The organism is Streptomyces roseoviridis (genome assembly GCF_039535235.1).
GTDB classification, from domain to species: domain Bacteria; phylum Actinomycetota; class Actinomycetes; order Streptomycetales; family Streptomycetaceae; genus Streptomyces; species Streptomyces roseoviridis.
The window spans coordinates 5,036,352-5,050,923 of the sequence record NZ_BAAAWU010000001.1; the positions used below are offsets into that span (position 1 = coordinate 5,036,352).

General features: G+C 71.1%; 14 protein-coding genes and 2 tRNA genes. 11 read left to right on the forward strand and 5 right to left on the reverse strand.

The window, feature by feature from the left end; translation table 11 throughout:
• Positions 1 to 64 precede the first annotated feature (64 nt).
• Positions 65 to 658 carry a biotin transporter BioY gene (locus tag ABD954_RS22755; RefSeq protein ID WP_345488280.1) on the forward strand — a complete coding sequence of 198 codons (594 nt, stop codon included), beginning with the start codon at positions 65 to 67 and terminating at the stop codon, positions 656 to 658.
• A gap of 101 nt (positions 659 to 759) precedes the next feature.
• Here ABD954_RS22755 and ABD954_RS22760 read toward each other — a convergent pair whose 3' ends face one another.
• Together ABD954_RS22760 and ABD954_RS22765 are read right to left on the reverse strand one after the other, a co-directional pair.
• Positions 760 to 2,112 (reverse strand): FAD-binding oxidoreductase, encoded by a 1,353-nt coding sequence (locus ABD954_RS22760; RefSeq protein ID WP_345488282.1) that lies wholly within the window; start codon positions 2,110 to 2,112, stop codon positions 760 to 762.
• A gap of 94 nt (positions 2,113 to 2,206) precedes the next feature.
• Positions 2,207 to 3,667 carry an amino acid permease gene (locus ABD954_RS22765; RefSeq protein WP_345488284.1) on the reverse strand — a complete coding sequence of 487 codons (1,461 nt, stop codon included), beginning with the start codon at positions 3,665 to 3,667 and terminating at the stop codon, positions 2,207 to 2,209.
• Positions 3,668 to 3,872: 205 nt separating this feature from the next.
• On the opposite strand from ABD954_RS22765, the gene ABD954_RS22770 reads away from it, so the two are divergent.
• Positions 3,873 to 4,364 (forward strand): ribose-5-phosphate isomerase, encoded by a 492-nt coding sequence (locus tag ABD954_RS22770; protein ID WP_345488286.1) that lies wholly within the window; start codon positions 3,873 to 3,875, stop codon positions 4,362 to 4,364.
• A gap of 9 nt (positions 4,365 to 4,373) precedes the next feature.
• Complete coding sequence (locus ABD954_RS22775; RefSeq protein ID WP_345488288.1) at positions 4,374 to 5,186, forward strand: Fpg/Nei family DNA glycosylase; 813 nt, start codon at positions 4,374 to 4,376, stop codon at positions 5,184 to 5,186.
• 19 nt (positions 5,187 to 5,205) lie between these two features.
• Here ABD954_RS22775 and ABD954_RS22780 read toward each other — a convergent pair whose 3' ends face one another.
• Positions 5,206 to 6,435, reverse strand: coding sequence for a GNAT family N-acetyltransferase (locus ABD954_RS22780; protein ID WP_345488290.1), 1,230 nt, complete (start codon positions 6,433 to 6,435; stop codon positions 5,206 to 5,208).
• A 108-nt stretch (positions 6,436 to 6,543) separates the two neighbouring features.
• On the opposite strand from ABD954_RS22780, the gene ABD954_RS22785 reads away from it, so the two are divergent.
• The 3 genes from ABD954_RS22785 to ABD954_RS22795 all read left to right on the forward strand — a co-directional run bounded on the left by ABD954_RS22785 (position 6,544) and on the right by ABD954_RS22795 (position 8,524).
• The gene (locus tag ABD954_RS22785) at positions 6,544 to 7,689 is read left to right on the forward strand and encodes a PP2C family protein-serine/threonine phosphatase (RefSeq protein ID WP_345488292.1); all 1,146 of its coding nucleotides are present in this window, start codon (positions 6,544 to 6,546) and stop codon (positions 7,687 to 7,689) included.
• Between the two features lie 4 nt (positions 7,690 to 7,693).
• The gene (locus ABD954_RS22790) at positions 7,694 to 8,155 is read left to right on the forward strand and encodes an HD domain-containing protein (RefSeq protein ID WP_345488294.1); all 462 of its coding nucleotides are present in this window, start codon (positions 7,694 to 7,696) and stop codon (positions 8,153 to 8,155) included.
• A 174-nt stretch (positions 8,156 to 8,329) separates the two neighbouring features.
• Positions 8,330 to 8,524, forward strand: coding sequence for a hypothetical protein (locus ABD954_RS22795; protein ID WP_345488297.1), 195 nt, complete (start codon positions 8,330 to 8,332; stop codon positions 8,522 to 8,524).
• Between the two features lie 80 nt (positions 8,525 to 8,604).
• On the opposite strand, the gene ABD954_RS22800 is transcribed toward ABD954_RS22795, so the two are convergent.
• Positions 8,605 to 8,678, reverse strand: a tRNA-Gly gene (locus ABD954_RS22800).
• A 131-nt stretch (positions 8,679 to 8,809) separates the two neighbouring features.
• On the opposite strand from ABD954_RS22800, the gene ABD954_RS22805 reads away from it, so the two are divergent.
• The 5 genes from ABD954_RS22805 to clpX all read left to right on the forward strand — a co-directional run bounded on the left by ABD954_RS22805 (position 8,810) and on the right by clpX (position 13,463).
• Positions 8,810 to 8,886, forward strand: a tRNA-Pro gene (locus ABD954_RS22805).
• A 150-nt stretch (positions 8,887 to 9,036) separates the two neighbouring features.
• On the forward strand, positions 9,037 to 10,410 hold the full coding sequence (gene tig / locus ABD954_RS22810; protein WP_345488299.1) for a trigger factor: 1,374 nt from the start codon (positions 9,037 to 9,039) through the stop codon (positions 10,408 to 10,410).
• A gap of 270 nt (positions 10,411 to 10,680) precedes the next feature.
• A complete protein-coding gene (locus ABD954_RS22815) occupies positions 10,681 to 11,298 on the forward strand; it encodes an ATP-dependent Clp protease proteolytic subunit (protein WP_345488302.1) in 618 nt (205 codons plus the stop codon).
• A gap of 63 nt (positions 11,299 to 11,361) precedes the next feature.
• Positions 11,362 to 12,024, forward strand: a complete 663-nt coding sequence (locus tag ABD954_RS22820; RefSeq protein WP_345488304.1) for an ATP-dependent Clp protease proteolytic subunit — start codon at positions 11,362 to 11,364, stop codon at positions 12,022 to 12,024.
• Between the two features lie 155 nt (positions 12,025 to 12,179).
• A complete protein-coding gene (gene clpX, locus ABD954_RS22825; protein WP_030494070.1) occupies positions 12,180 to 13,463 on the forward strand; it encodes an ATP-dependent Clp protease ATP-binding subunit ClpX in 1,284 nt (427 codons plus the stop codon).
• Between the two features lie 102 nt (positions 13,464 to 13,565).
• Here clpX and ABD954_RS22830 read toward each other — a convergent pair whose 3' ends face one another.
• Positions 13,566 to 14,546: a hypothetical protein gene (locus tag ABD954_RS22830; protein WP_345488306.1), complete on the reverse strand. Its 981-nt coding sequence runs from the start codon at positions 14,544 to 14,546 to the stop codon at positions 13,566 to 13,568.
• Positions 14,547 to 14,572 lie beyond the last annotated feature (26 nt).

Below are 14,572 nucleotides of genomic sequence, written 5' to 3' on the forward strand. Positions count from 1 at the left end.
ACCCCTGGCATACGGTCGAGCCTGACCGTCCCGTCCCTGTCCCCGTCACCCCTACGGAGTACCGATGAGCACCGCCGCCGCCCCCGTCTCCTCCCTCCGGTCCGGGACGGTCCTCGCCGACCTGATCCCGGCCGGCCGCGTCCGTGACATCGCGCTGGTCGCCGGTGGTGCCGCGCTGACCGGCCTGGCCGCGCAGCTCTCCGTCCCCGTCCCGGGCTCCCCGGTCCCGGTCTCCGGCCAGACCTTCGCCGCGCTCCTCGTCGGCACCGCCCTCGGCGCCCGCCGAGGCTTCCTCGCGCTCGGCCTGTACGCCGTGGCCGGCATGGCCGGCGTGCCGTGGTTCGCGCAGGCCACCTCCGGCTGGTCCATGCCGTCCTTCGGCTACATCCTCGGCATGCTGCTGGCCGCGACCGTCGTGGGCGCTCTCGCCCGCCGCGGCGCCGACCGCTCGGTGCTGCGGATGGCCGGCACCATGGCGCTCGGCTCGGCGGTCATCTACGCGGTCGGCGTCCCCTACCTGGCCCTGTCCACCGGCATGACCCTCGGCCAGGCCGTCGCCGCGGGCCTCACCCCGTTCCTGATCGGCGACGCGCTCAAGGCGGCCCTCGCCATGGGCGCCGTGCCGGCCGCCTGGAAGCTGGCCGGCCGCAAGGGCTGAGCCGTCCGCCCGCGCCGGGGCCCGTCCACAACGGCCGGGCCGCCCGGCGGTCGTGGCGCCCACCGCACCGCGGACCGGGCCGCCCGGCGGTCGTGGCGCCCTCACCGCACCGCGAACCCCGCGAAGAGGTTCGCCGGGTCGAGTTCCCCCTTGACCGCGGCGAGCCTCTTCGCCGTCCCGGCGTCGTACAGGCCCTCCGTCCGCCCGCGGTCGCCGAAGACGAAGCCCGCCGCCCGGCCGAGCGTCCGCGGGGCCAGTGCCTCCCGCACGCGCGCGTGCAGCTCGCCGACCGGCGCCACGCCCTCCTCGTCGAGCGGGTAGAGCGCACGGACGAGCCAGCCCGCCTCCCGGTACGCGTCGCGGTTCGGCACCGGCGCCTCGGCACCGAGGGCCCCGCCCAGATGGTTGAGCTGCACCACCGCCATCCGTCCGGCACCCGGCCCGGTCAGCCGCAGCACCCGGGCGAGCGCGTCCTCGTCGAGGTCGTCGAGGAGGATCCCGTCCCCCCAGTAGGCGTGCGGGAAGTCGGGGTCGGCGTGGATGGTGTGGCTGTCGGTGTACGGCAGCTCCCGCAGCGAGTCGCCGAGCGCCGGTCCGATCGCCCGCAGCGGCGCCACCAGACGCTCGCCCTCGGCCGCCTCGCCGGTGAACGCGACCCGCACCGACAGCACGTGGCGGCCGCGCAGGTGCGGGGGCAGCGCGGGCACGTCCGGGTAGACCAGGGCGGCCAGCGAGGAGGTCAGCGTCTCCGGCAGCTCCCGCGCCCAGGCCGCGTAGCCGCGCAGCACCTCGGCCGGGTCGACCACGGCGCCGTCGAAGGAGACCGAGCCGCCGTAGAGCCGGGCGACCGGCACCAGGCCGATCTCCACGGAGGTGACCACGCCCAGACCGTGGCCGCCGCCGAGCACCGCCCCGAAGAGCTCGTCGCCCGGCGCGAGCGCGTGCGCGGTCCCGTCCGCCGTCACCAGGTCGAGCGCGCGCACGTGACCGGCGGCCCAGCCGTACGTACGGCCGAGAATGCCCAGGCCGCCGCCGAGGAGGTAGCCGACCACGCCGACGCCGGGCGAGGAGCCGTTCAGGGGGGCCAGGCCGTGCGGGGCGGCGGCCTCGATCACCTGCCCCCAGCGGGCTCCGGCCGCCACCCGCGCGGTGCGGGCCACCGGGTCGACGACGACCTCGTCCATCCGCCGGGTGTCGATCAGCAGCCCGCCCTCGACGGGGCCGCCGCGCCCGTGCCCGGTGGACTGCACGGCGACCGTGAGACCGTGCTCGGCGGCGTACCGGACGGCGACCCCGACCTCCTCGGGTCGGGTGGGCCGCACGACCCGGTCGGGCCGCACCGGGAAGGCGGTCTGGAACCCGGTGATCTGCCGGTCGACGGCCTGCTCGTCGGTGATCCGGTCGGCGGTCTGCTCGTCGGCGGTCTGCTCGTCGGTGGTCTGCGCTCCGGACATGGAAAGGCTCTCCGTTCCCGAGGTGGTCGGTGTACGGAGAGCCTTTCGCGGATACCTGACAGGCTCCGTCAGGTATGGATCACGGTTCCGCGGATCAGACGCGCTCGGTCTCCGGGCGCTTCTGGATCCGGTCCTTGACGAGCCCGATCGCGAGCACGAGCGCGGCCACGAGCAGCGAGAGCACGACCTGCTCGCGGTTGCTGCCGCCGGCGTAGACCATGTAGCCGAGGACGAAGACGATCATGGCGGCGGTCGCCCAGGTCAGGTACGGGAAGAGCCACATCTTCACGACCAGCTTCTCGGGCGCCTCGCGCTGGATGATCCCGCGCATCCGCAGCTGGGTCAGGCAGATGACCAGCCAGACGAAGAGGGCGACGGCGCCGGAGGAGTTCAGCAGGAAGGCGAAGACGTCGTCCGGCCGCCAGTAGTTGAAGAAGACCGCCACGAAGCCGAAGACGACCGAGGCGAGGATCGCCGTGACGGGCACCCCGCGGGCGTTGGTGCGGGCGAAGGACTTCGGCGCGTCGCCGCGCTGGCCGAGCGAGAAGGCCATGCGGGAGGCGGTGTACAGACCGGAGTTCAGGCAGGACAGCACGGCGGTCAGGACGATCACGTTCATGATCTGGCCGGCGGCCGGGATGCCGATCGAGTCGAGGGCGGCGACGTACGAGCCCTTCTCGGTGATCGACTTGTCGTTCCACGGCAGCAGGGTGAGCACGACGAAGATCGAGCCCAGGTAGAAGACGCCGATCCGCCAGATCACGCTGTTGGTCGCCTTGGTCACGGCCCGCTGCGGGTCCTCCGACTCGCCGGCCGCCAGGGTGACGATCTCGCTGCCCATGAAGGAGAAGACGACCATCAGCACACCGGTGAGGATCGCGCCCGCGCCCATCGGGAAGAAGCCCCCGGTGTCGGTGAGGTGGGCGAAGCCCGCGCCCGGGTTGTCCGAGCCCGGCAGCACGCCGAAGACGGCGAGCAGACCGATGGCGACGAAGGCGGCGATGGCGACCACCTTGATGCCGGCGAACCAGAACTCGAACTCGCCGTAGGAGGCCACCGAGCCGAGGTTGGTCGCGGTGAGCACCACCATCACGATGAGCGCCCAGGCCCACTGCGGCACGGCCGGGACCCAGCTCTCCAGGATCACCGCGCCGGCGGTCGCCTCGACCGCGAGCACGACCACCCAGAAGAACCAGTACAGCCAGCCGATGGTGAAGCCCGCCCAGCGGCCGAGCGCCTGGTCGGCGTAGGCGGAGAAGGAACCGGAGGAGGGGCGGGCGGCGGCCATCTCGCCGAGCATCCGCATCACGAAGACGACCATGGCGCCGACCAGCGCGTACGACAGGAGGATGGCGGGACCGGCCGCGGCGATGCCGGAGCCGGAGCCGACGAAGAGGCCGGCGCCGATGACGCCGCCGATGGCGATCATCGACAGATGGCGGTTCTTGAGTCCGGCCTTCAGGCCGTCGGAGCCGTGGGCGCCGGGGGAGTGCGGAGCGTGACCGGGGTCTCCGGTGTTCCCGCCTTCCTTCGCCAGGGTCGGCTGCGTGTTCATGAACGCTTCCTTCGGTATGGGGGCTGCTCGGGTCGCGAGCCGGAGACATGTAACCCGGAGACCGGTGAGTACGGAAGAGCTGATTCCGGATCGTGATTCAGGACATATCCGGGAGAGGGGGCCGCGATCGACGGGACCGAAGTCCCGGACGAAGGTCCCGACCCCGCTGACCGTTACCCCGCCCCGGCCGTGCCACACTCGGACCATGCGCGTCTACCTCGGCTCCGACCATGCCGGCTACGAACTCAAGAACCACCTCGTCGAATGGCTGAAGGCCCACGGCCACGAGCCCGTCGACTGCGGACCCCACATCTACGACGCCCAGGACGACTACCCGCCGTTCTGCCTGCGCGCCGCCGAGAAGACGGCCGCGGACCCGGACAGCCTCGGCATCGTGATCGGCGGCTCCGGCAACGGCGAGCAGATCGCCGCCAACAAGGTCAAGGGCGTCCGTGCCGCCCTCGCCTGGAGCGAGCAGACCGCCGCCCTCGGCCGCGAGCACAACAACGCCAACGTCATCTCCATCGGCGGCCGCATGCACTCCCAGGAAGAGGCGACCAAGTTCGTCGAGATCTTCCTGACCACCCCGTACTCGGGCGACGAGCGCCACACCCGCCGCATCGACATGCTGAGCGCGTACGAGACCACCGGCGAGCTCCCCCCGATCCCGGCGCACCACCCGCAGAACGAGGCCTGATCAGCGGCCATGCCTGAGGGGCACACCATCCACCGGCTGGCGGCCGACTACCGGGAACGGTTCGGCGGCCGGCCGGTGCGCGTCTCCAGCCCGCAGGGCAAGTTCTCCGACTCCGCCGCCCTCCTCGACGGCACCGTCCTCGCCCGCACCGAGGCCCACGGCAAGCACCTCTTCCTGGGCTTCGCCGACGAGGAGTGGATCCACATCCACCTCGGCCTCTTCGGCAAGGTCGGCTTCGGCGACGCGCCCGCCCCGCCGCCCACCGACACGGTCCGGCTGCGGATCGCCGACCCCGACGCCTACGTCGACCTGCGCGGACCCACCACCTGCGCGCTCATCACCGACGCCGAGAAGCGGGCGATACACGACCGGCTCGGCCCCGACCCCCTCCGCGACGGCGACGGCCCCGACAAGGCGTGGCGGCGGATCTCCCGGTCCCGCACCACCATCGCCGCCCTCCTCATGGACCAGAAGGTCATCGCGGGCGTCGGCAACGTCTACCGCGCCGAGGTCCTCTTCCGCCACGGCATCGACCCGTACCGCGCGGGCAGGGACCTGACCGCGCGGGAGTGGCGCGCGATCTGGGACGACCTCGTGACGCTGATGCGCGAGGGCGTGCGCCTCAACCGCATCGACACCGTCCGCCCCGAGCACACCCCCGAGGCGATGGGCCGCCCGCCGCGCGTCGACGACCACGGCGGCGAGGTCTACGTCTACCGCCGGGCCCACCTGCCCTGCCACGTCTGCGGCGGCGAGATCCGCACCGCCGACCTCGCCGCCCGCAACCTCTTCTGGTGCCCGACCTGCCAGAGCGGCGCCTAGCGGGCCCCTTCGGGGACCCCTAGAACCCGTGCGGCAGCCACGGCGCGACCGGCGAGCCGAACGCCACGGACGCCTCCACCAGCGCACCCTCGCGCAGCTCCCGCACCCGGCCCGCCGCCGCGAGCGACACCAGCGACACCCCGCCCAGATAGGCCGATCCCAACTCCCGTACGGACAGCGCGAGATCGGCCGCGTCGTCGGTACGGACGCAGACCGCGCCCTTCGCGTCACCCGTCAGCCGCCAACGCCCCTCGTTCCACGGGCAGAACGCGTCCTCGACCTCGAACACCACGTCCACCGGGGCCTGGTACGTCCGGGCCTCAAGCGCCGCCCCGACCTCCACCAGGCGCACGTACAGCCCGTCCCGCAACGTCATCGCGCACCGCCGGAAATCCGAGACCAGGTGCTGCCAGCCGTCGTCCACGGGACGACTGTGGAAACGGACCTGCGAGGTCAGGTCCACCGAGCACAGGAAACGCCACAACGCGGCCTCCGCCGCCGGATCGAGACCCGCCAGCTCCCGCACCGCGACGACCCCGCTCGCGCCCGTGAAGTCCCACTGCGGCTTGATCGCGTAGTGCGCGAAGCCCACGACCTCCCCGTCCCGCTCGGCGAGCACACAGTGCCGAGGCGAGGCGCCGTCCCGGTCGCCCGGCGGGTCGATCAGCGGCAGCCGCTCCCAGCCCGGGCGACGGGCCAGCATGCCGGGGCGGCGCGGGACGAGCCGCGCGTACACCGCCTCACAGGCGTCCGCGGCCTCCGCCAGGGTCGCCCGCCGCAGCGTCACCCCGTCCGCGTCCGCCGGCACCGTCAGCCGCACCCGGGTGGTGTCGATCGACCCGTAGGCCGAGTACGCGGCGACGCCGTACCCGAACCGTCCGTAGATCGCCGGCTCCGAGGCCGTCAGGACGGCCAGCGGCTCGCCCCACGCGCGGACGTCGTCCAGCTGGCGCCGCATCATCGAGGTGAGGATCCCGCGCCGCCGGTGCGTCCCGGCCACGCTCACCATCGTCACCCCCGCCGCCGGTACCGACGCCCCGCCCGGCACGGTCAGGCGGAACGTGAACGCCCCCGCCGTACCGACGCACAGGTCCCCGTCCCAGGCGCCGATCGACCGCGCGGGCTCGGTCAGCTCCCGCCAGAGCCCGCGCTCCTCGTCCGACTCCTCGACACCCCCGAACGCGAGCTCCAGAACGCCGTACCAGTCGTCCCACACGGCGGGGTCGAGCACCCGCAGTTCAGTCGTCATATGCCATCGATATCAGCGCCCCGCGGACCGACGCGACCCGATTTCGAATGCAATGTCACCTGGGTCCCCCCTGCACGAGCTCCGAGCGGGTGGATAGGGTCCAGGCCAATGGGACGTCGCGGTGGAGTGGACTCGTACGCGGCCCGGATGCGCAAGAGCGCCCACCGGGTCCGCGTCGCGCTGCGCCGGTCCGGGGTCGACTACTTCCGCGGCGACGGCTCCGACTGGATCGCCCTCGCCGGCCTCCTCCTCACCGTTCCCGCCATCGCCTTCGGCACTCTCGTCAACCCCGTGTGGTGCTCGCCCACCGCCCTCGTCCTGCCGATCGTCGCCGGCGGGCTGCTGCTGCGCCCCGCCAGCCTCCTCGGCCTGTACGCGGCGGCCGCCGGCGCCCTCATCGTCGAGTCCGTCGTCCTCGGCCCCTACACCCAGGGCCCCGCCCGGGTCACCCCCGGCACGGTCCTGGTCGTCGCCGCCTGCGGCTTCTTCGGACTCCTCATCGCCCAGTTCCGGGCCCGCGTCGGCGTGCCCTGGCGGCGCGGCGGCACCATGCTCTTCGATCTGCGCGAACGCATCCGGGTCCAGAGCGCGCTGCCCCGCCTGCCGGCCGGCTGGCACCGCGAGATGGCGCTGCGCCCGGCCGGCGGCCAGTCCTTCTCCGGTGACTTCGTCGTCGCCGCCCGCACCAACGGCGGCCGGACCCTGGAGGTCCTGCTCACCGACGTCTCCGGCAAGGGCATGGACGCGGGCTCCCGCGCCCTGCTGCTCTCCGGCGCCTTCGGCGGACTCCTCGGTTCCCTGCCCCCGCACGGCTTCCTGCCGGCCGCCAACGCCTACCTGCTGCGCCAGGACTGGGACGAGGGCTTCGCCACCTCCATCCACCTCGTCCTCGACCTGGAGTCCGGCGACTACGAACTCCTCTCCGCCGGCCACCTGCCCGCGCTGCAGCTCCACGCCGGCAGCGGACGCTGGGAGGAGAAGGCCGCCGAGGGCCCCCTCCTCGGCGTCTACGACGGCGCCGAGTTCCACCCGGTCAAGGGCTCCCTGCGCCCCGGCGACGTCCTCATGCTCTTCACCGACGGCCTGGTCGAGAGCGCCGACCGCGACATCGCCGAGGGCATCGACCGGCTCACCGGCGAGGCCGACCGCTACGTCACCGCCGGCTTCGAGGGCGCCGCCTGGCACCTCATCGAAGCCTGCGCCAAGGACGTCAACGACGACCGGGCGCTGCTCCTCATCAGCCGCAAGGGATGACGCCATGACCGGTACGCCGTACCTGACCCCCGCCGAGGTCGAGGCCCTCGCCGTGGCCGCCCACGCCGGCCAGACCGACAAGGCGGGCCGGCCCTACGCCGAGCACCTGCGGGCCGTCGCCGAGGGGGTACGCGCGCGGGGCGGCAGCCCGGACCAGATCGCGGCGGCCTGGCTGCACGACGCCGTCGAGGACGACGCCCTGTCCGAGCGGTGGCTCGCGGACGCCGCCCTGCCGCCGCAGGTCAAGGCCATGGTGCTCGCCCTCACCAAGCGCCCCGGCGAGGAACCGGAGGACTACGCCCGCCGCGTCCTCGCGGTCCCCGGCGCCCTCCTGGTCAAGGAGGCCGACCTGGCCCACAACGCCGACCCGGCCCGGCTCGCCGCCCTCGACCCGCCGACCAGGGACCGGCTCACCGCCAAGTACGCCCGGATGCGCTCGCTGTTGGGTCTCGCCCCGCAGGAGTGATCAGGGCCGCAGAGATCAGGACGGAATCCGTCACGTTGGCTTGATTTCGACGGCGACGATTCGTCACCCCACCGCCCGGGGCAGGAAGTTGGTGGCACGATAGATGCGGCGGGGGTGTTCTGTGACGTGCGCTCCCCGGCGGCAAGGCGGGACCGACCGAGGGTGTGATCAGTTGTGGCCATTTCACTGTCCGTGGTGCTGCTGTTGGCGATCATCCTGGTGGTGCTGATCCGCGGCGGAAACCTCAAGGCCGGCCCGGCCGTCGTCGCGGTGCTCTTCGGCTTCTTCCTTGCCTCCACCGGCATGGCCGACGACATCCAGCGCTTCCTCGACTCGATAACGCGCACCATCGGAGCGATCAAGTTCTGATCCGGACGCGTCCGGACGGGACGGCATCCGGGCACGACGAAGGAGGCCCGCCGGACCAGGTCCGGCGGGCCTCCTTCGTATGGAGCGGGCGACGGGAATCGAACCCGCGTAGCTAGTTTGGAAGACTAGGGCTCTACCATTGAGCTACGCCCGCGAAGCGGCGCCGCAGGCGGTGTGGCCGCGGCACGGACGCCATCGTAGCGGGTCCTGGCGGGTGCCCGCACGCTCCTCGGAAAGTGGGGGCGTCACACCGTCCCCGTCCATGTACCCTACGTGTCGCACCGACGGGGTGTGGCGCAGCTTGGTAGCGCGTCCGCTTTGGGAGCGGAAGGCCGTGGGTTCAAATCCCGCCACCCCGACCACCAGCCAAGATCACGTTGTGGGGCGCCAGCCGCTTGCGGTTACTATGCAAGCTGCGTGCCCGTGTGTCTCTCTGACCGGGCCGATCGGCCGGAACCGCCCCCTGGCGGCGACGCCGGAAACCAGGAATCAGTCACCAAGGAGACCGAACCGTGAAGAGCGCCGTGGAGACCCTGAACCCGACCCGGGTTCGGCTCACTGTCGAGGTGCCCTTCGAGGAGCTCAAGGACAGCCTCGACGCGGCGTACAAGAAGATCAACCAGCAGGTCACGGTCAAGGGCTTCCGCAAGGGCAAGATCCCCGCGCGTGTCATCGACCAGCGGTTCGGCCGTGGTGCGGTGCTGGAGGAGGCCGTCAACGACGCCCTTCCGAAGCTCTACACCGAGGCGGTCAACGAGGCCGACGTGAACCCGCTGGGTCAGCCCGAGGTCGACATCACGGAGCTGAAGGACGGCGAGCTGCTGGCCTTCACCGCCGAGGTCGACATCCGCCCGGCCATCGAGATCCCGGACTACTCCGGCATCGAGGTCGAGGTGGACGCCATCGAGGTCACCGACGAGGACGTCGAGAAGTCCGTGCAGCAGCTGCGCGAGCGCTTCGCCTCCACCAACCCCGTCGAGCGCCCCGCGGCCGAGGGTGACGTCGTCACCATCGACCTCGAGGCCAAGGTCGACGGCGAGGTCCTGCCCGACGGTGTCGCCAGCGGTGTCTCGTACACCATCGGCTCCGGCGAGCTCCTCGACGGCATCGACGAGGCCGTCACCGGCCTGGAGGCCGGCGGCGAGGCGACCTTCACCTCGAAGCTGAAGGGCGGCTCCGCCGAGGGCAAGGACGCCGAGGTCACCGTCAAGGTCACCGCCGTCGCCGCCCGTGAGCTCCCCGAGCTGGACGACGAGTTCGCGCAGATGGCGTCGGAGTTCGACACCCTCGACGAGCTCAAGGCCGACAGCCGCAAGCGCCTCGAGAACATGAAGCAGTTCGACCAGGCCACCCAGGCCCAGGAGCGCGTCCTGGAGAAGTTCCTGGAGCTGGCGGAGATCCCCGTCCCCGAGAAGCTTCTCGAGGAGGAGGTCAACACCCGCAAGCACAACCTGGAGCACCACCAGCTCGGTCAGATGGGTCTGACCCTCGAGAAGTACCTGGAGTTCCAGGGCAAGACCGTCGAGGAGTTCGAGGCCGAGACCAAGGAGCAGGCGGTCAAGGGCATCAAGACCCAGTTCCTGCTCGACGAGCTGGTCTCCAAGGAGAAGCTGAACGTGGAGCAGGAGGAGCTCACCGAGCACCTCATGCGCCGCGCCGCCTCCTCCGGCATGTCCCCCGACCAGTTCGCCCAGGCCGTCGTCCAGGGCGGCCAGGTGCCGATGCTGGTCGGCGAGGTCGCCCGCGGCAAGGCCCTCGCGGTCGTCGTCGAGGCCGCCAAGGTCGTCGACACCAACGGCAACGTGGTGGACCTGTCCGACGAGGACGAGGAGCAGGCCGGCGAGACGGCCGAGGCCGCCGCCGACGAGGCCGCCGAGGACAAGTAAGCCCCACCAGGCTCACCAGGCTCACCGAGAGGCCCGCGCCTCGCGCTGAAGCCCGCGCCACGGGCCCGGACGCACACCTGTGCGCCCGGGCCCGTGGACGTACTCCGACCCGTTCATGCGCCTCCAACTACCTTGCGCTCCCAGCGAACAGTTCGGGAACCGGGATGGCGCCCGCCTACCAGCGCGTTAGGGTCCATGAATACGGGGGCACTGCCCTCTGAACGAGACGCTGAGACGGCCCGTGGCCGTCGGAGACGAGCAGGTGGATACGTGACGAATCTGAAGCCTTACGCCGCGGGTGAGCCGTCCATCGGTGGCGGCCTCGGCGACCATGTCTACAACCGGCTGCTCGGCGAGCGCATCATCTTCCTCGGCCAGCAGGTCGACGACGACATCGCCAACAAGATCACCGCCCAGATGCTCCTCCTGGCCGCCGACCCGGACAAGGACATCTACCTCTACATCAACAGCCCCGGTGGCTCGGTGACGGCCGGCATGGCCATCTACGACACCATGCAGTACATCCCCAACGACGTCGTGACCATCGGTATGGGCATGGCGGCCTCGATGGGCCAGTTCCTGCTCACCGGCGGCACCGCCGGCAAGCGCTTCGCGCTGCCGAACACCGACATCCTGATGCACCAGGGTTCCGCCGGCATCGGCGGCACCGCCTCGGACATCAAGATCCAGGCCGAGTACCTCCTCCGGACGAAGAAGCGCATGGCGGAGATCACCGCCCGCCACTCCGGCCAGACCGTCGAGACGATCATCCGCGACGGTGACCGCGACCGCTGGTTCACCGCCGAGGAGGCCAAGGACTACGGCCTGATCGACTCCATCATCACGCACGCCGCGGGCGTTCCCGGCGGCGGCGGTACGGGCGCCTGAGCCCGTCCGTCCGCTGAAGAGTCCCAGCCCCCGCCGAACGCCACCAGGACGGTGAACACCCAGATGCAGAACAACCTCTCCCCGAGCGGCCTCTACACCGGCGCGCCGATGGACAACCGCTACGTCGTCCCGCGCTTCGTGGAGCGCACCTCGCAGGGCATCCGCGAGTACGACCCGTACGCCAAGCTCTTCGAGGAGCGCGTGATCTTCCTCGGCGTGCAGATCGACGACGCCTCCGCCAACGACGTCATGGCGCAGCTGCTGTGCCTGGAGTCGATGGACCCGGACCGCGACATCTCGATCTACATCAACAGCCCCGGTGGTTCGTTCACCGCGCTGACGGCCATCTACGACACGATGCAGTTCGTGAAGCCGGACATCCAGACGGTCTGCATGGGCCAGGCGGCCTCCGCCGCGGCCGTGCTGCTCGCCGCCGGCACCCCCGGCAAGCGGATGGCCCTGCCGAACGCCCGTGTGCTGATCCACCAGCCCTCCGGCGGCACCGGCCGTGAGCAGCTCTCCGACCTGGAGATCGCGGCCAACGAGATCCTGCGCATGCGCAGCCAGCTGGAGGAGATGCTGGCCAAGCACTCCTCGACGCCGATCGAGAAGATCCGCGACGACATCGAGCGCGACAAGATCCTGACGGCCGAGGACGCCCTCGCGTACGGCCTGATCGACCAGATCGTCTCGACCCGCAAGAGCACGGCCGCGGCGGCAGCCTGACGCCCGACCTTCCCTCGGCACGGTGGCATGGCCGAATCCCGACCATGCCAACCGTGCCAAGGGGGGCCCGAACAGGGGGCCCGGCAAGGTACCGTCGAATATGAGGCACCAGGAGTCGCTGAACCAAGCGCTCCACGGCGAAGGGGAAGCACCTCGTGGCACGCATCGGTGATGGCGGCGACCTGCTCAAGTGCTCGTTCTGCGGAAAGAGCCAGAAGCAGGTGAAGAAGCTCATCGCAGGACCCGGTGTGTACATCTGCGACGAGTGCATCGACCTCTGCAACGAGATCATCGAGGAGGAACTCGCCGAGACGAGCGAGGTGCGCTGGGAGGAACTCCCCAAGCCCCGCGAGATCTACGAGTTCCTCGAGGGGTACGTCGTCGGGCAGGAGCCCGCGAAGAAGGCCCTCTCCGTCGCGGTGTACAACCACTACAAGCGCGTCCAGGCCGGCGAGAACGGCGGCGCGCAGGGCCGGGACGACGCCATCGAGCTGGCGAAGTCCAACATCCTGCTGCTCGGCCCGACCGGCTCCGGCAAGACGCTCCTGGCACAGACCCTGGCCCGGATGCTCAACGTGCCGTTCGCCATCGCCGACGCCACCGCGCTGACGGAGGCGGGCTATGTGGGCGAGGACGTCGAGAACATCCTGCTCAAGCTGATCCAGGCCGCCGACTACGACGTCAAGAAGGCCGAGACCGGCATCATCTACATCGACGAGATCGACAAGGTCGCCCGTAAGAGCGAAAACCCGTCGATCACCCGCGATGTCTCCGGCGAGGGCGTGCAGCAGGCCCTGCTGAAGATCCTGGAGGGCACCACCGCCTCCGTGCCGCCGCAGGGCGGACGGAAGCACCCGCACCAGGAGTTCATCCAGATCGACACGACGAACGTGCTCTTCATCGTGGGCGGCGCCTTCGCCGGCCTGGAGAAGATCATCGAGTCGCGGGCCGGCGCCAAGGGCATCGGCTTCGGCGCGACCATCCGCTCCAAGCGGGAGATCGAGGCCAGCGACCAGTTCCAGGAGGTCATGCCGGAGGACCTGGTGAAGTTCGGGATGATCCCCGAGTTCATCGGCCGCCTCCCGGTCATCACCTCGGTCCACAACCTGGACCGCGAGGCCCTGCTCAAGATCCTCGTCGAGCCGCGCAACGCCCTGGTCAAGCAGTACCAGCGCCTCTTCGAACTCGACGGCGTGGAGCTGGACTTCGACCGCCCCGCCCTGGAGGCCATCGCCGACCAGGCCATCCTCCGCGGCACCGGCGCGCGCGGCCTGCGCGCCATCATGGAGGAGGTCCTCCAGTCGGTGATGTACGAGGTCCCGTCCCGCAAGGACGTGGCCCGCGTGGTCATCACGGCGGACGTGGTCCGGAACAACGTCAACCCGACGCTGGTCCCGCGGATCGTGAAGAACGACGGCAGGCACGAGAAGAGCGCGTAGCCGCCAGACGTGACACAAGGGGCGCCCCGCCGGACCGGCGGGGCGCCCCTTCTCCTGTGGGCCCGGACGGGCCGTCAGCCGTCAGGCCGCAGCCTGCAGTCGTCAGGCCTTGACGCGGACTTCCTTGCGCAGCTTGGCGGTGATGCCGGCGGCCTCCTCGCCGGAAGCGGCCTTGCCCGCGAGCATGTCGGCCAGGTTCACCGGCACGACGAAGCCCACGGTGCTGTGGTCGGCCCACACGCACATGGTCATGCTGAAGGCCGGGGTGCCCGCGGAGGCGTCGGGCTTCGTCTTGGCCTCCTGGCACTTCAGGACGGCGCCGTCGGCCTCGGCCGGCGTGTACGCCTGCGGGCTGCCGACCAGCTCCGGCTCGTCCTTGCTCTTCTCCTTCTCGGAGTTGGTCTTGATCGAGGCGAAGACGTTGTCGACGACCTTCTCGGGGTCGTCGATCTCGCCGTAGAGGCCGCTGAAGGAGAGCATCTTGCCGCCGAGCGGGTTGGCCTTGTTCTCGACCTTGTAGGCGGCCTCCACCTCCTGGGCGTTCTTGACGCCGTTCTGCTGGGCCTCCTTGAGGGAGTCCTTGCCGTCGGAGCCGCCGCCCTCCTTGGCGTCCTTTTTGTACTCGCCGAGCACCATCTCCGGGGTGATCAGCTTGTGCGGGCCGTCGTTCGCGACGTCGGCGCCCGCGCCCCCGCCGAACACGAAGTACGCGCCCACGCCCAGCGCCGCCACCACGGCCACCGCGCCGATGATCCAGCCGGCCTTGCTCTTCTTCGGCGCGGGCGGGTGCGGCATGTAGCCGCCGGGGCCCTGCGGGGCGCCGTACGGCGGCTGCTGCGGAGGCTGGCCGTACGGGCCGGGCTGCTGGGGCTGCTGACCGTAGGGGCCGGGCTGCCCGTACGGGGCAGGCTGCTGCGGCGGGACGCCCTGCGGGGCCTGCTGCGGGTAGCCGTAGCCGGGCTGCGGGGCCTGCGGCTGACCGTACGGCCCGGGCTGGGGCGGCTGGCCGTAGGGACCCGGCTGGCCGTACGGCCCGGGCTGCTGGGGCTGGCCGCCGTACGGGCCCGGCTGGTTGTAGCTCATGGACAGGTTCCCCTCACAAGATGTTT